Source organism: Alkalimonas amylolytica, assembly GCF_900107845.1.
GTDB classification, from domain to species: Bacteria; Pseudomonadota; Gammaproteobacteria; order Enterobacterales; family Alteromonadaceae; genus Alkalimonas; species Alkalimonas amylolytica.
The window spans coordinates 122,647-137,005 of record NZ_FNRM01000009.1 but is presented as its reverse complement, the minus strand read 5'-3'; the positions used below and the strand labels follow the sequence as shown (position 1 = coordinate 137,005).

Sequence of the window (14,359 nt, the reverse complement as noted above, 5' to 3'; positions counted from 1 at the left end):
AAAGCTAAAAATCTGTCTGCATTTTCAAGTTGATCAGGGTTTTGTTTCTCTGATGGGGTTAACGTCAGGTCTCTGGCACGCGTTTCAGGCGGGTTAACAATACCGACTACAATCATTGGCGGCATTTGCTCGAATTTTGCTAAATAATCTATCGTACCGGCCGTATGTGGGCCCTGAATGTCGCCATCGGTCAGGTATAACACCGGATAGTGCTCCTGACTATTCTGATAACTCCATGGCAAATAAATCACCAAGTTACGCTTTTCGCCAAGCACAGCACTGTCAATCACCGGTTCTTGTAATACCGGCAAGCGTGCAGCAGCCCAGCTATTCCAGTGGCTTCCCAGTATGAGCAGCAATAATCCATATATTATTTTTTTCATTGTTTTCCCTTAATTTTATAACGCCACTCGTAGCTAGATTGCAGAACGATTTTAGCGCTAACAGCTTGATAGTTTGTAAAATCCCTTCTTTCCGCGCGGGATTTTCCCTTCTTTCTTTTTTGGATGAAATTAAACTAGCGAAAAGCTTGCTGATAAGCAACAGAATTTTAACGATGAGTCTGAGTGCGATTGGTGATTGCAGGGTTTTTGCTTGCGATTAACTGGTTCACAGTTGGTTTACTTTGAACTGAGTGTTTGGACAGGCCTGGCAGCTGGATGTTGGCACTAAAAAAACCGCCGAAGCGGTTTTTTTAGTGGGGTAAGCGGGGGAGCTTACAGCCGTTCCAGCATCGCTGCCGTGAAATCGGTGGTGCCGTGGCTGCCGCCAAGATCGCGGGTGGTGCGATCGCCACTGGCGATGACGTCGGTCAGGGCTGCTTTGATTTTCTCGGCTTTGTCTTTCATACCCAGATGCTCCAGCATCTGGATAGAAGCCAGGATCACCGAGCTTGGGTTGGCCAGGTTTTTACCGGCGATATCCGGTGCGCTGCCGTGCACGGCTTCGAAAATCGCACAATCTTCACCAATGTTGGCGCCAGGTGCCATGCCCAGGCCGCCGACTAAACCAGCACACAAGTCCGACAGAATGTCGCCAAACAGGTTGGTGGTAACAATCACATCAAACTGCTGCGGGTTCATCACCAACTGCATGCAGGCGTTATCGACGATCATTTCCTGCATCTGGATATCGCTGTACTCGGCCGCCACTTCACGGGCTACTTTCAAAAACAGACCAGAGGTAGACTTCAGGATATTGGCTTTGTGGACTACCGTCACTTTTTGGCGATTCTCACGGCGAGCCAGCTCGAAGGCAAAACGGACAATACGCTCGGCACCTTCGCGGGTGATGATGCTGGTGGCTTCGGCAACCAGGCCATCTTCCGACACCACCTGGCCATGGCCAGAATACATGCCCTGGGTGTTTTCCCGGATGGTGATGATATCAATGTTCTCGTAGCGGGCTTTGGTGCCTTTGAACGAAATCACCGGCCGTACATTGGAGTACAGATTGAATTTTTTACGCAAGGTCACATTGATGGAAGTAAAGCCTTCACCAACCGGGGTGGTCAATGGCCCTTTTAAGGTGATTTTGTTGCGGGCAATGGCATCCAGTGTGGCTTCTGGCAACAGCTCGCCGGTTTTTTCCAGCGCAGTTAAACCCGCATCAACGTATTCGTACTGAAAATCACAGCCGGCTTTATCGAGGATCTGAATGGCTGCTTCAACAATGCTTGGACCGATGCCATCACCTTTGATGACCGTAATGGTTTGGGTGCTCATGAGAAACCTTATAATTTACTTTCGTGGAATTGGGGGCTGGGCGAAGAGGCCCAAAATCGCGGCAAATTATAGCATTTTTTCCGGATATGATACCAGTTTGTAGGAAGGTTACTTGATATACGACCTTAGTCTTAGCTTTATAGCGCTAAAATTAAGTAATAAAACTACATTGATAGGGTGAGTGGGTAGTAGCAATGTTGCAACAGGCTGTCTGGGAGCTGCTCTGTCAGTTGGCTAGTCGGAGCATTGTCCAGCATTAACCGATCACAGCATTGCCAGGCGGCATGCAATTGCTGGCTGTAGTAGCTGACTTGATCGGACTGGGAGTGGGCACTGGCCGGTACACGAAAATGCAGCAAGGCTTTTTGCAGTGCTTTTGGTTGCTGGTAATGATGAAACAACCATTGTATCCGCTTTAAGTAGCTATCGGATTGCCATAGCTGCTGCTGACAAAGCTTGTACAGGTGCTGGCAACTGCCAGGGGTAAAGCCAGCCAAATAACGCAGAGCCGTCTGTTGCCAGAGCGGCAGGCATAGCAGCCAGCTGATTAGCTCCAGCTGAGCGGTCGGTAGGTCCCATTGTTGCTCTGTTAACACCTGATGCAGCAGTTGCCGAAGTTGCAACAACCAGTGATGATAGGGCTGATGTTGTTGCACGGCAAAACGTTGGCATTGGATTTGTGACAACAGCCAGGGAAGCTGTGCATGGCCTAACAATAAAAGTGCATGTTTGACCTGACGGATCGCTTGTTGGCTACGGTTGGCTTTGCTGGCCGCGGCTAACAGCAAGCCGACACCGGCTTCATCCTGCTCCAGGATGGGAGTAAGCCGTGCAGGCTCCAGTGCACAAAGCTGCTGAATGCTATTGAAATCCAGTGCTGATGCAGAGAGTTTTCCTGGTAGTGATTGTTGGATTAAATCACTGTGCTCGGCCTTGCCAATGAGCTGCAACCAGTGCCAGTCTTGAAAACCGGTTTTTTGCTGATAGGGCTCATCAGGCTGCTGGATGGCATGCACTGGTCCGGTTAGCTGGCCCTGCTTTACTGGTAACACCAACCAGAGTTCCGCTTGCTTATCCAGCAACAGCCACTGTTGCTGCTCTTGCTGAAGCATCAGGCCGCAGCTCCAGAGAGCTGGGCCAATAAAGGCCAGGGATTCCAGCAACTGGCAGCTCGCCTCATCTTGTTGACGCCAAAACATGAACCGCAGAGTGTGCAGCAGATCATCCGATGGCATCAGTACCAGTTGGCGGGCAATCTGACTGGTTAGCTGCAGCGCAGTGCTAAAAGGATTTTGTTGCCAGGCAGGTTTGGTTTTTCCAACATAGCAATGTTGCAGCCAATGTCGGCTGCATGGCGCAAGGACTGCTTTGAAACGGCTTAAGCTGTAGTGGGCAGGGAAGTGCAGCAGCTTACTGGCTTTACGTTGGTCATCGGCTAACTTATTTAATGGCTCAGCCACTGCCGCCAAACTAAGCAAGGCGGTACTCAGCAGTTGCTGGTGAAGCTTGTCAGACCATTGGTGTGTTCTGCCAAGCAAATAAAGCAGGCAGCATTGTTTCATAGCCACTAGCGTACAAAAGGGAGGTTGCACTGGATGAAACTGCAACTGGGCATAGACGCCCAACTCAGTGTCGGCTGCACAGTCGATAAAAGTCTGGGCCAGTTGATCTGCCTGCTGTTGCAGTGCATCGGTTTTGCTAAGGTCGCTCGATGCCCGGTAAAAGTCTGTGACGGCCTTATACAGCGGCTGCCAATTACCTGGCTCAGTGAGCGCTTGGGCGTTGTTGTTCATACAAGTCGATGGCCTCATTGCCTATGGCCACCAGTTGGCGGTCTATGAACAGCAAGGGTGTACACTCATCTTCAGTGGTGATGCCATCGGCGATAGCTCGATGTGTGCGGTAATACAGCAACTGATACACGACACCATCTTTGCGATAGGCGCGGGTAATATCCGGGCCACCAAGCCGTTCTATTACTTGCTGTTGCAGCACCTTCGGTTCTTGCTCCAGGCTTTGAATGTACTTGGCGTTAAAAGCTTCCCGGATTTGCCAATTCATTTGCTCAGGATCATCCGGGTAAAACCGGAGGATCCCTGCGACAATAATAAAATACAGGGCGATGCCTGCGAACAGCAGCGCAAAAATCCTAAGCATGGGTCGGCTCCTGATTGGGGTAGCGTAACTGTTGCAAATTCAGACCAAGCTCCAGATCAGTACGAGGTTGAAATAACTGTAAAAAACACTGAATATCGGTTTTGTGATCCGTGAGCTTTACGCGCATAGCTTTTGGACAATCCGGGTGCTGCAGGATTTCAGTAAAAGTATCACCCAGCTGCAATAACTCGAGCGCGGTTTTTGGTCCTATACCGGCAACTCCGGGAATATGGTTGGTACTATCGCCTACCAGGCTCCAGTAGCGGATTAAGCGCCTTGAAGGCACACCAAACTTTTGTTGAACATAAGCTTCATCCAGATACTCACGGCGGAAGTGATCATACAGTTTTACCCCGCTATCCAGCAGTGGGCAATAGCCTTTATCGGTGGATACCACTGTGACGGCTTGTTGATGTTGCCGCATTTTCAGTGCCAGGGAGGCAATGATATCATCGGCTTCATAGCCCTCTTGCTTATAAATGGCAATGCCAAGCTGCAGGATATGCTGTTGCAGTTCTGGCAGGGCTTGTTGCAGTATTGCTGGCATTGGACTGCGGTTGGCTTTGTAATCCGGGTACAACTGATGACGCCAGGTGGCTTGCTGACTGTCAAACACCAGCAGCAAATGGCTTGGCTGGCACTGTTCGATAATGGTGCGCAGCGCTTTTTCCACCGCCTGTGTGGTGTTTTTCATCAGTTGCTGGCGGGTACTTTCTGTCAGTTGATCAGACAAAGGCAGGTAAGGCCGCTCTTGCGCTGCATAGAGCCGCCTAATCAGATTCATCGCATCAATCAACACCAGATGAGTCATGGTTCTATTGTATGATCCTGTAACAAGGCTCGTAGGTACTGCCTGGCAGCTTCATGCGCCCTTGCTCTACAAAAGCTTGCAGCAAGCGATCCATCATCTGCATCAGCTCGGGTTCACCACTTAACTGAAATGGACCTTGTTGCTGAATTGCTTTGATACCTTCATCTTTCACATTGCCTGCCACAATGCCAGAGAAGGCCCGTCGCAAATTAGCGGCCAGTGTTGCGGTATCTTGCTGGCGGTGCAAGTCCAGTGCGGCCATATTGGCATGGTTCGGGACAAATGGTTGCTGAAAGTCTTTTTCAATCTTCAGTGTCCAGTTGAAGTGGTAAGCATCGCCGACCTGACGCCGATAATCACGCACTTCCTGACATCCTGCTTTCAAAGCTCTGGCTACAGCGGCCGGATCATCAATAATTACTTGCACCAGATCCACCGCCTGCTGACCTAATGTTTGCTCAATAAAGTGAATTATTTCTTCAAAATAGCCTTCACTGCTTTTCGGACCAGTTAGGATCACCGGTAGCTTTTGTGCTTTGTTGTCTTCGTGCAGCATAATACCTAACAAATACAATAGCTCTTCAGCAGTTCCGGCACCGCCTGGGAAAATAATAATGCCATGGGCAACCCGGACAAAAGCTTCCAGGCGTTTTTCAATATCCGGTAAAATGACCAGTTCATTGACGATAGGGTTGGGTGGCTCAGCGGCGATGATACTGGGCTCGGTCAAGCCAAGGTAGCGGCCTTTACTGATACGCTGTTTGTTGTGCCCAATGGTCGCGCCTTTCATTGGTCCTTTCATGGCACCAGGGCCACAACCGGTACAAATATTCAGGCCGCGCAGACCAAGTTGGTAGCCAACATCCTTGGTGTACTTATACTCTGCTTCCTTAATTGAATGACCGCCCCAGCAAACAATCATAGTCGGCTCTGTATTGCAGCCCAGCACCTGGGCATTGCGTAAAATATCAAACACACTGTGGGTGATGTGTGCGCTACTGGTCAGATCCAGCCGGTTGGCATTGATTTTAAGCTGGGTATGGTAAAACAATATATCGCGTAATACAGCGAACAGATGCTCGTGAATACCCCGTATGATCTGACCATCGACAAAGGCGTCTTCTGGTGGATTAAACAGCTCAATTTTAATGCCGCGTTCACGGCTTATAAGATTGACGGAGAAGTCTTTGAATTGCTCATAGATTTCAGCTGAGCTGTCGGTATGACTGCCTACGTTTAACACCGCCAGGCAGCAATTGCGAAACAATTGAAAGGCTTCTTTGTTGGTGGTTTGTTTTAGTCGGTCTACTTCGAGCTGGGAAAGCAAACTCATTGAGCCAACGGGATTTAATTGGACATGCATAAAAGGCTCCATGGCCGTGCTGTTATTTGTGCACGGATTTAAGTACTACCTTGTCCCTGCCTGCATGTTTAGCCTCATACAAGGCCTCATCGGCCCGGTCAAAGGCAGCCCGGACATTATCGTGTTCGGTTAATTGGGTCGCACCAAACGACAGGGTGATAGGTACTTTTTTGTTTTTGAATTTGAATGGGATTTTTTTAATTTTTTCCCGCAGATTATTCAGTGGTTTATCCAGCTCCGATAAACTGGTTTCTGGAAACAGGATGACGAACTCCTCGCCACCGTAGCGTGCAATAAAATCGGTTTCACGCAGGCTCTGTTTTAAAGCCCGGGCAATAACTTTTAAGGTTTTATCGCCTGCACTGTGACCATAGTTGTCGTTGATACCTTTGAAGTAATCGACGTCGGCCAAGGCAACACAAAGAGGAGTGCCGTATCGCTGATAGCGTTTTAATTCCAGCTCAAAACGCTCATCAAATGCCGCTCGATTTGGGATCTCAGTCAGTGCATCCTGCAGGCTCCGGAATTTTTGTTCGGCAAGTTTTTTCTGGAACTGTTGCGCCTCTGATTCCAGCTCTATCAACCGATGTTCCATGGTTTTTAAGGAGCTTAGCATCAGTTCACGTTCTTGTTTTTCGAGCAGCTCTTTTTCTGCCAATGAACTGGTGATTTCACTTAAACGTTCATTGACCAAACCTTTAAGCTGCTCCAGCGACGTTGCATTTTTACTGTCTTTGCCAAAGGCATCAATTTTAAGCTCCAACTGACGACTGAGTTGGTTGAGCTTACTGTGCAGTGAGCTGGACTGGCTGAGTGACGACACCAGAGACTTTTGCACCTGCTCCAGCGTATCGTGCAGCTGCAACAAAAAATGCTGAGCCGATTGCCGCTCAGAGTTGATGCTGGCAACAATAATGGTGATGGTTCCCAGGCAGGCATTTAATAGCTCCTCAATGCCCAGATGGTCCATCAGTGATTGGCGGATCTTTTCGATGTCGTTGGAAAACTGCTCGGCAAAGCTCATTTCTGTCAGCAGGTTGGTCAACTCAACCGATATTTGTCGGCAAATGTGGCCATAACGATCCTGCTCCGGGTTGTCGGAGTCATCGAGGCATTGCTTCGCTTGCAGCGCATTTTGATACAAACGGGCCAAATCAGTTAAATGCGGCAGATAAGCGTGGATGGTCGGGGAGCTTTCGTTTACTTTAGTAAGTAAGGTGCGTAAGTCACGTCGTAACTGATCCGGTAGGCCTTTTTGCTGCTGCAGTAGTTGGCCGGCTTCCTTTAAACCATTTTGCAGTTTGCGCAAATCCTGCTCATTTTTGCTCTCGAGATGCCTTAAACCATCACTTAACGTCTGAACCAGCGGCAAGAGCTTTTCCAAGTCGGTGCCACGCGCCAGCTCCAAACGAAGTTTGGCAAGCCTATTATCGAGCTCAATATCCAGCCCTTTGCACGCGAGAGATAATCGGGAGACAAACTTGGCCAAAATTTTAAACTGACTTTCGTAGGTGTCTTCCAGTTGTTTGCGTGCTTTTAACGCATGCTCGAGTTGCTGCTTCAAATCATCTTGCAACGGCATCACCATGAATGATTATCAGAAAATTTCTACTGTGAGAGGTCAGGTATAAGTATATATGCTAGCACAAGAATTGCGACTGTTGTTTGACATAGATGCGAATTGTGCAAGGTAGCTGTGACCAAAAAAATAAGCCGGTGAGGGGAGCCGGCTTATTTTGTAGGGTATGTGTCTGACCAGCTCTCGGGCTGTTATTGCCAAACAGGTTACTTACATAAATAGTAAGGTAACCAGGATTGTTCTTCTGTCGAGGTAAGGTGCTGCATGATGCTGTTCATCCATTGGCTGAATGCAGCTCAGTCCATCTGAACTGCTGAATGAATTATAAGCAAAAAAGCTTTGCTTTGAAAGTGAAACTGAAAGTTTTCAGCTTGACTTTCATTTTTCGCTCGGGTGTTTTCCCTGTAAATTTAATAAATTCAGTTTCTTAATGATTATGCTTGGACTGTTATTCTGAAAGTTTGTTCGTAATTTTTCAGGCGCTTGATTATTGCCTGGTCAGGCGGATCACCGGGACCGGATAGGGTTCACTGCTACGCAACGGGTTGATGTCCAGGCCTCCCCGGCGGGTGTAACGGGCATAAACAGCCAGAAACTCTGGTTGGCATTGTCGCCAGATATCAGTAAAGATCCGTTCAACGCACTGCTCGTGAAACTCATTGTGCTGACGGAAACCGATCAGATAGCGTAGTAAGGACTCATGACAGATGGCTTTGCCACGATAGTGAATAAAGACACTGGCCCAGTCTGGTTGATTGGTGATCAAACAATTCGATTTCAGCAAATGTGAAAACACCTTTTCATCCCGAAGGGTTGCGTCGGCCTTTAGTTTTAATTGTTTTGGCTGATACAGATATTCAGATACTTCGATATCCAGATCATCCAGGCAGCTGCCCTGGATCCAGGTGGGTTGAAAGGGTTGTAGTTCATTGACATTGTGCAAGGTTATATCAACTTTTGCGCCGGCACAGGCGGATAAATCCTGCTGCAGCAAACGAAACACCTGGCCTAAATCGGCAAAACGGGTTTGGTTTAAACTGTTCAGATAAAGCTTGAACGATTTGGATTCAATCAGATTCGGCGAATCAAAAGGTACCACAAAGGTAGCCAGAGCAACCACTGGTTTGCCTTTATGGTTCAACCAAGACAGCTCATACGCATGCCAAATATCCTGACCAAGAAAGGGCAGCTCTGCGGTCAACTGCAATTCATTGCGACCAACCGAGCGAGGTACCGCCTGCAACAGCTCGGGGGCATAGTCGGATGCATAGCCGGTTACTTTGCCCAGGCTTAATTGTTGCTGCAGTTCCGGCTCAAGCTTTGTCATGGCAGTTCCAGTCAGGTTAGAATGAGGACATTGTAACATACCGGCTGATGTCGGATCAGCCGAAAATAAGGACGAATTGCATGGATTTGGCCATCAGTTGGCATGATTTTATTGAACGTACGCTAGCCTGGTCGCAGCAACAGCAGCAGCCTTTGCTGACAGAGCGTGACAAGGTGTTGCCATCGCCTTGTGAGATCAAAGCGCAGGGCGATGATCTGGTGCTTTGGCAGCCGGTGCTGCAACAACCCAGGTTGGATTTTACTGCGGTTGAACAGGCACTAGAGCTGGAACTGCATGCTGATATCAAGGCTTTTTACGGTCTTTATTATGGAGGCGGCCTGGCAGCTGAGCATTCGGAAGGCAAGCTATTGCTCCTGATGCCTTGGCATGAAGCCGATTGCGATCGTTTAAAAGAGAACATCATTGGTCATATCCTGATGAAACGGCGGCTGCTTCAGCGTGAAACTGTCTTTGTTGCGGTGACTGATGATGAGAATGTGATGGTATCGGTATTAAATAGCACCGGTGAGGTGTACGCTGAATCGGTTGGCAAGGAAGTAAAGCATAAACTGGCGGACTCGCTCGGTGAATTTTTGCAGCAGCTAACACCGGCCAGTAGCGACGGTTTTTGACTGGCAACTAAGCGAAACAGCATGGATGCGGTTGCACAATGGAAACCAACAAGCTACTGGCAATCCCAGGCGATATTGGATACCAGACGGCAGTGGTCGCAACGAAACTGGAACAAACCATGCCAGCTGCCATCAAGTCGCCAGTCACTAGCACAGCCTGGGCACTGTTTGCTGGCCTCCTGACTGCAGTCCTGACTACTGCCACTGTATAAATAATAATAACAGGACTTGCCGCTCAGCTTCTCTACCCGCCTGGCCAGTTGTCTGCCCTGCTGGTTTAATTTGCTGTGCAGTTGCTGCAGTGCATTTTCGGCGCTTTTGGGCAACACACGCTGCTGCTGCATTTGTATTTCATCCAGCGCTTGGTATTGCAGCTGCCAACGGATGAAATCTTCGTAATCTGCTGTACTATCTGCGCCAAGCCGATACAAAGGCACAGGAGCAAAATGCGCACTGCAACGTAGCGGTGAGACTTGCTCAGCAAAATTAGTAAACAGGATATAGCCTTCGGCGGGCTGGCAAGGATCGGTATGGCTGGACATCAAATCCTGTCCCAGCAGTTTTAACTTTGGGTAAGCCAGTCCAGCCTCAGGCAAGGCTGCTAATGCCTGCTGTCCTCGCGGACTATGATGCTGCGTTATAAGGGCATCTTCGGCGGGCAAAATTACCCGGCTGCAGAAATGATCGCTGGCAAAATAGGTAGGAAACTCCCGCCCAATCAACTGGCCCTGGAAAATCAGAGCTTCCAGATACTGCCGGATCTGCTGTTCTGCCTGGCTGTAGCTGGTATCGCTAACCAACCGAAACTGCAGCTCAGCCAGCCACATGTGACGTTCCCTGACTTTCCAGCAGTGCCAGGCGCTGCTCCAGCTGAGCTATTTTGGCTTCCAGTTGCTCAATACGATGTGCTATGGGGTCTGTTTGAGGTTGTGATTCAGTGACCGGCTCTTTTGCTATCTTGGTGTTAACTGCTGCTTGTTTGGCTTCGGCAGGTAATTGCTTCCATTGCTGAAAAGCAGGCAATAAGTCTGCTGGTGGCACTCTACGACCCAACCGACTGCGAAGTAATGCCAGGCTGGGAGTTTTACCTTCCTGCATCAGGCATGCTGCTTCCTGACTTAGTAATTCCAGGGCTGTTGTGCTGTTCATTGGTGAAATCCGCTAGTTAATGGCCAAATCTTACATCAATTTTGCCCATACTGGCATGGTATAATTTTAAGTTATTGATTTATTTGGTATTAAAAAGTGGCCTTTTCCTTGCTTTGTCCCCTGTGCTCAAAAATAAAAGGAGAAAATAATGACTATGAAACATCTGCTGTTGGTATCTGCGCTGATCCTGCCATTATCTGGCTGCGTGGTGGCGGTGAATGGCTCGAAAGAAGCGCGTTTTAATGAGTCGGACTGGCGCCAAACCCAAAAAGCCAATCGCAGTTACATTAACCAGTTAACAACGGGGACCTCACTGGTGCAAGTGATGCAAGATCTGGGATCGCCAGATTTTACTGAAGCTTTTCAGCAGGGGGATACCTCTGTGCAGGTGTTGTTCTATCGCACCCACCACAGACGCAGCGATGGCATGACCACCAAAGACGAATGCACCCCGCTTATTTTTAGCAACGGCCGCTTGAGTGGTTGGGGCGATAAAGCGTACGCTCAGCTATAAAGCCACGAGATGCAACAGCCAGAGCATAGCTCTGGCTCTACTTGCGCAGCAATGCATTTAACTCATCAATCACTTCAGACCAATCCGCATCTTCCTTTAACGACTCGGCAATAAAGCTGGCCTGACCAGGGCTCCAGAATGGCGCTTTCTCCAGCGGGACATGCTCGGCCAAGCGATGCTGGGCAATAAAAGCATCAATTGCTGCTTGATCGTTATCCAGCCCGAGCTGGGCAAACAAAGTGGCCAGGCTATGAGTTGATGTATCCATAAAACGTCTCCTGTGAAACAACCTTGCCTTAAGGGTAGCGTATACCCAATTAACCTCAAGCTCTGAAACTCGCCTCTTGAGGTCACTTGGGTATATTAAAGTAGATTGGCAATTACTAATTGCCCTGCTATGGTGGTGGAAAAACAATCATAATAAGAATTAGGGATGTTATGTCGGTTGAACAATTGAATCACTTGCTGATGCGTGAACTGGAAGGACAGGAACTAAATATTGCTGCTTCCATCTTGTATCAGTCTTACCATGATGATCCGCTTTTTATGACCATCTTCCAGGCTGAAAAAGCCGACTATGAAAAAAAACTACGGGCGGCCATTCGCGAAGAACTGAGTGCCTTTTGGCAAAGTAGTCAAACCATCATCGGGCTGTTCCAGGCAGAGCAATTAATCGGTGTGGCTTGCCTGGTGAAAGCCAACTCCGGCCTGGGTGGTCATCGATACTGGCACTGGCGACTGAAGATGCTGCTTACGGCAGGTTATGTTTCTACCCGGCAATTGCTGGAAAAAGAAGAGCGTATTCACGCGGCCATGCCAGCCAAGGATTACCATATGCTGGCTTTTATTGCGGTATCCCCCAGGCATCAGCAGCTCGGCCTCGGCCATCATTTGCTGCGAGCGGTGGATCAACTGGTTGATCAGGATAGTGAGTCTTCGGGCGTGGGGGTTTTTGTCACGCTGGAAAAATACCTGCCGTTCTTTGGTGGTGATGCCTATCAAACAGTGACAGAACTTAGTTTTAACACGGTGCAGGGTAAGTTGCTGTTCCGGCCAAAGCAAGCACAGACCTGATGTTCAACGTTCAATGAGTAGGGAAGTTGTCCGGTAGGCGATAGGCTGGTAAATCAAAAGCCGCATACTGCAAGCCAGATAAACTCAAAGTACCCTGGTAGCGGCTCTCACCATCACTACTAAAATCAACGCCATAATGGGTCAGCCAACGCAGCTGGCCCTGACGGCGCTCTAGCTTGTGATGGAGTCTGCCACAATCCAGGTACTGCAACTGATGTTTTTTACACAGGTGCCTGGCCAGCACAATAGCACGCTCGTCTTGCTTGCGCTGCAGCCAGAAGAGATAACAAACCAATAGTAAGCCAATTATCAGCCAGGTGGTGGCCATCGATAAGATCCAGAATCAAATACTGGGCTTATGGTACTGACAAAAGCAGCGACTGACAACCGACAAGCGCTGATGCCGGTGGCAGAAAAGTTATGTTAAGATCCAGCCTGAATCAATTGCCTCAGGAGTTGTGATGTCACAGCGGATTGTTGCTGCGCTGCAGGAAATTAAAGCTGAGCTAAAAGCGCTAGAGTTATGGAGTCCGGTACCCCCAAGCCCTGAGGCTCTGGCAAGCACGGCGCCTTTTTGTTGCGATACCATGCCCTTTGAGCACTGGTTGCAATTTGTGTTGCTGCCACGCATGCAGGCCTTGTTGGATGGCGGGCATCCTCTGCCCGAGAAAGTGGGTATTTTGCCGATGGCTGAAGAAACGCTGGCCAAGTATCCCCAGGATACCCGTTTATTGTTGTACTGGATTGGACGCTTTGATGCCTGCTTCCAGACTGATTGAGACGCCCGATATTACCGAGCTGACCATTTTGTATCAGGATGAATGGCTGGTGGCGGTAGACAAGCCTGCCGGTATGCTGGTGCATCGCTCTTTTTTGGATAAGCACGAAACGCGCTTTGTGATGCAGACGCTGCGTGACCAACTGGGCCAGCATGTGTTTCCGGTGCATCGACTGGACCGGCCTACCTCGGGCGTCTTGCTGTTTGCCTTATCCAGTGAGGTGGCCAGGCTGCTGAGCGAGCAAAATGCCAATCAGCATTGGCACAAAGGCTACCTGGCTGTGGTGCGTGGTTATTTGCAGCAAGGCGGTACGCTGGATTACCCCTTAAAAGAGCAGCAGGATAAAATCGCCGATAAATTCAGCAATTCGGATAAGGACGCGCAAGCTGCAGTAACCGATTACCTGCCACTGACCAAGGTGGAGCTGCCAATCCCCGTCAGTCGCTATCCGGCGGCGCGTTATAGCCTGGTGGCGCTATCGCCCCGAACCGGGCGAAAACACCAGTTGCGGCGCCATCTGGCGCATTTGCGCCATCCTATTATTGGCGATACCAGCCATGGTGATGGCAAGCATAACCGTTTGTTTCGCGAGCATCTTGATTGCGCGCGCTTACTGTTGATGGCGAAACAACTGATCCTAACTCACCCTGTTAGCGGTACAAGATTGACCATTGAGGCCAGCCTGAACGAATGGCAGCCTTTGCTGCAGCAACTGGGTTGGCCCGAAGATGAAAGCTTTTATCGCCAGGCGCTGGCGACACTTTACAAGGAGCAAGCATGAACCGTATTGCCATTATTGTGGGCACTGTCTATGGCGGTGCTCAGTATCTTGCTGAGCAGGCCGAGCAGTTACTTAGCGGGCGTGGCTACCTGTGTAGTTTACACCCCGAACCCAAGCTGGATGCGGTGTTGGCAGAAGATCCAGATGTCTGGCTGGTGATAAGTTCCACCACAGGCCAGGGCGATATTCCGGACAATGCCTTGCCATTTTTCATCGATGCCCGGGATCGCTTTCCGCTTTTGACCGATAAAATCATGGCGGTGATTGGCTTGGGCGATAGCAGCTACGACAATTTTTGTGGGGCTGGTAAGCAGTTTTATGAGCTGTTGCAGGAGCTGCAGGGCAAACCGCTGGCCGAGCCGCTGTGGATCGATGCCTGCGAAACGCTGGAGCCGGAGACGGAGGCACTGCCCTGGCTGGAAGCGCACTTTCCAGCACGCGGCTAGTTTGTTCTGAAAAACAGTTAGCA

At 49.4% G+C, this 14,359-nt stretch carries 18 protein-coding genes; 6 read left to right on the top strand and 12 right to left on the bottom strand.

The features are described 5' to 3' along the window. The 8 genes from BLW37_RS15900 to queF form a co-directional block, all read right to left on the bottom strand. On the bottom strand, nt 1–383 hold a 383-nt coding region (locus BLW37_RS15900; protein WP_245785637.1), incomplete at its 3' end, for an alpha/beta hydrolase-fold protein. A 333-nt stretch (nt 384–716) separates the two neighbouring features. Continuing rightward, nucleotides 717–1,724 (bottom strand): isocitrate dehydrogenase, encoded by a 1,008-nt coding sequence (locus tag BLW37_RS15895; RefSeq protein ID WP_091344690.1) that lies wholly within the window; start codon nt 1,722–1,724, stop codon nt 717–719. A gap of 164 nt (nt 1,725–1,888) precedes the next feature. Beyond that, a complete protein-coding gene (locus BLW37_RS15890) occupies nt 1,889–3,517 on the bottom strand; it encodes a hypothetical protein (protein WP_091344689.1) in 1,629 nt (542 codons plus the stop codon). Beyond that, a complete protein-coding gene (locus BLW37_RS15885) occupies nt 3,489–3,881 on the bottom strand; it encodes a DUF3192 domain-containing protein (protein WP_091344687.1) in 393 nt (130 codons plus the stop codon). The genes BLW37_RS15890 and BLW37_RS15885 overlap by 29 nt, the downstream gene beginning before the upstream one ends. After that, entirely contained in the window at nt 3,874–4,692 is an 819-nt protein-coding gene (gene xni / locus BLW37_RS15880; protein WP_091344685.1) for a flap endonuclease Xni, read from the bottom strand. Before xni ends, BLW37_RS15885 begins: the two co-directional genes overlap by 8 nt. Before the next feature lie 4 nt (nt 4,693–4,696). Further along, nucleotides 4,697–6,055 carry a nucleotide 5'-monophosphate nucleosidase PpnN gene (gene ppnN / locus BLW37_RS15875; protein ID WP_091344707.1) on the bottom strand — a complete coding sequence of 453 codons (1,359 nt, stop codon included), beginning with the start codon at nt 6,053–6,055 and terminating at the stop codon, nt 4,697–4,699. A gap of 22 nt (nt 6,056–6,077) precedes the next feature. Next, a complete protein-coding gene (locus BLW37_RS15870; protein ID WP_091344682.1) occupies nt 6,078–7,637 on the bottom strand; it encodes a GGDEF domain-containing protein in 1,560 nt (519 codons plus the stop codon). A gap of 484 nt (nt 7,638–8,121) precedes the next feature. After that, nucleotides 8,122–8,961 (bottom strand): NADPH-dependent 7-cyano-7-deazaguanine reductase QueF, encoded by an 840-nt coding sequence (queF, locus tag BLW37_RS15865; RefSeq protein ID WP_091344680.1) that lies wholly within the window; start codon nt 8,959–8,961, stop codon nt 8,122–8,124. 80 nt (nt 8,962–9,041) lie between these two features. Between queF and syd the strand changes: the two genes are divergently transcribed. Beyond that, nucleotides 9,042–9,593 carry a SecY-interacting protein gene (gene syd, locus BLW37_RS15860; protein ID WP_091344679.1) on the top strand — a complete coding sequence of 184 codons (552 nt, stop codon included), beginning with the start codon at nt 9,042–9,044 and terminating at the stop codon, nt 9,591–9,593. Between the two features lie 53 nt (nt 9,594–9,646). On the opposite strand, the gene BLW37_RS15855 is transcribed toward syd, so the two are convergent. Both BLW37_RS15855 and BLW37_RS15850 read right to left on the bottom strand, forming a co-directional pair. Next, nucleotides 9,647–10,420 (bottom strand): DUF2310 family Zn-ribbon-containing protein, encoded by a 774-nt coding sequence (locus tag BLW37_RS15855; protein ID WP_091344677.1) that lies wholly within the window; start codon nt 10,418–10,420, stop codon nt 9,647–9,649. After that, complete coding sequence (locus tag BLW37_RS15850) at nt 10,407–10,742, bottom strand: hypothetical protein (protein ID WP_139243735.1); 336 nt, start codon at nt 10,740–10,742, stop codon at nt 10,407–10,409. The genes BLW37_RS15855 and BLW37_RS15850 overlap by 14 nt, the downstream gene beginning before the upstream one ends. Before the next feature lie 148 nt (nt 10,743–10,890). Here BLW37_RS15850 and BLW37_RS15845 point away from each other — a divergent pair, with 148 nt between their 5' ends. Next, nucleotides 10,891–11,256 (top strand): DUF3192 domain-containing protein, encoded by a 366-nt coding sequence (locus BLW37_RS15845; RefSeq protein WP_091344672.1) that lies wholly within the window; start codon nt 10,891–10,893, stop codon nt 11,254–11,256. A 37-nt stretch (nt 11,257–11,293) separates the two neighbouring features. Here BLW37_RS15845 and BLW37_RS15840 read toward each other — a convergent pair whose 3' ends face one another. Beyond that, on the bottom strand, nt 11,294–11,524 hold the full coding sequence (locus BLW37_RS15840; RefSeq protein WP_091344670.1) for a DUF2789 domain-containing protein: 231 nt from the start codon (nt 11,522–11,524) through the stop codon (nt 11,294–11,296). 170 nt (nt 11,525–11,694) lie between these two features. Here BLW37_RS15840 and BLW37_RS15835 point away from each other — a divergent pair, with 170 nt between their 5' ends. Then, nucleotides 11,695–12,330 (top strand): GNAT family N-acetyltransferase, encoded by a 636-nt coding sequence (locus BLW37_RS15835; RefSeq protein ID WP_091344668.1) that lies wholly within the window; start codon nt 11,695–11,697, stop codon nt 12,328–12,330. A gap of 10 nt (nt 12,331–12,340) precedes the next feature. Here BLW37_RS15835 and BLW37_RS15830 read toward each other — a convergent pair whose 3' ends face one another. Then, nucleotides 12,341–12,658 (bottom strand): DUF3301 domain-containing protein, encoded by a 318-nt coding sequence (locus tag BLW37_RS15830; protein WP_091344667.1) that lies wholly within the window; start codon nt 12,656–12,658, stop codon nt 12,341–12,343. Nucleotides 12,659–12,791: 133 nt separating this feature from the next. On the opposite strand from BLW37_RS15830, the gene BLW37_RS15825 reads away from it, so the two are divergent. Genes BLW37_RS15825 through BLW37_RS15815 form a run of 3 tightly spaced genes read left to right on the top strand, consistent with a single transcriptional unit; the run spans nt 12,792 to nt 14,336 of the window. Continuing rightward, nucleotides 12,792–13,109 carry a YqcC family protein gene (locus tag BLW37_RS15825; RefSeq protein WP_091344665.1) on the top strand — a complete coding sequence of 106 codons (318 nt, stop codon included), beginning with the start codon at nt 12,792–12,794 and terminating at the stop codon, nt 13,107–13,109. Next, on the top strand, nt 13,087–13,890 hold the full coding sequence (gene truC, locus BLW37_RS15820; RefSeq protein ID WP_091344663.1) for a tRNA pseudouridine(65) synthase TruC: 804 nt from the start codon (nt 13,087–13,089) through the stop codon (nt 13,888–13,890). Before BLW37_RS15825 ends, truC begins: the two co-directional genes overlap by 23 nt. Continuing rightward, nucleotides 13,887–14,336, top strand: coding sequence for a flavodoxin (locus BLW37_RS15815; protein ID WP_091344662.1), 450 nt, complete (start codon nt 13,887–13,889; stop codon nt 14,334–14,336). Before truC ends, BLW37_RS15815 begins: the two co-directional genes overlap by 4 nt. The last annotated feature ends 23 nt before the right edge of the window (nt 14,337–14,359 follow it).

Coding starts and splice junctions, on each gene's coding strand:
- BLW37_RS15840 (WP_091344670.1), bottom strand. CDS start 11,524: ATGGATACATCAACTCATAGCCTGGCCACTTTGTTTGCCCAGCTCGGG.
- BLW37_RS15870 (WP_091344682.1), bottom strand. CDS start 7,637: ATGCCGTTGCAAGATGATTTGAAGCAGCAACTCGAGCATGCGTTAAAA.
- BLW37_RS15890 (WP_091344689.1), bottom strand. CDS start 3,517: ATGAACAACAACGCCCAAGCGCTCACTGAGCCAGGTAATTGGCAGCCG.
- BLW37_RS15895 (WP_091344690.1), bottom strand. CDS start 1,724: ATGAGCACCCAAACCATTACGGTCATCAAAGGTGATGGCATCGGTCCA.
- BLW37_RS15815 (WP_091344662.1), top strand. CDS start 13,887: ATGAACCGTATTGCCATTATTGTGGGCACTGTCTATGGCGGTGCTCAG.
- BLW37_RS15885 (WP_091344687.1), bottom strand. CDS start 3,881: ATGCTTAGGATTTTTGCGCTGCTGTTCGCAGGCATCGCCCTGTATTTT.
- syd (WP_091344679.1), top strand. CDS start 9,042: ATGGATTTGGCCATCAGTTGGCATGATTTTATTGAACGTACGCTAGCC.
- queF (WP_091344680.1), bottom strand. CDS start 8,961: ATGACAAAGCTTGAGCCGGAACTGCAGCAACAATTAAGCCTGGGCAAA.
- ppnN (WP_091344707.1), bottom strand. CDS start 6,055: ATGCATGTCCAATTAAATCCCGTTGGCTCAATGAGTTTGCTTTCCCAG.
- BLW37_RS15835 (WP_091344668.1), top strand. CDS start 11,695: ATGTCGGTTGAACAATTGAATCACTTGCTGATGCGTGAACTGGAAGGA.
- BLW37_RS15825 (WP_091344665.1), top strand. CDS start 12,792: ATGTCACAGCGGATTGTTGCTGCGCTGCAGGAAATTAAAGCTGAGCTA.
- BLW37_RS15855 (WP_091344677.1), bottom strand. CDS start 10,420: ATGTGGCTGGCTGAGCTGCAGTTTCGGTTGGTTAGCGATACCAGCTAC.
- truC (WP_091344663.1), top strand. CDS start 13,087: ATGCCTGCTTCCAGACTGATTGAGACGCCCGATATTACCGAGCTGACC.
- BLW37_RS15830 (WP_091344667.1), bottom strand. CDS start 12,658: ATGGCCACCACCTGGCTGATAATTGGCTTACTATTGGTTTGTTATCTC.
- xni (WP_091344685.1), bottom strand. CDS start 4,692: ATGACTCATCTGGTGTTGATTGATGCGATGAATCTGATTAGGCGGCTC.
- BLW37_RS15850 (WP_139243735.1), bottom strand. CDS start 10,742: ATGAACAGCACAACAGCCCTGGAATTACTAAGTCAGGAAGCAGCATGC.
- BLW37_RS15845 (WP_091344672.1), top strand. CDS start 10,891: ATGACTATGAAACATCTGCTGTTGGTATCTGCGCTGATCCTGCCATTA.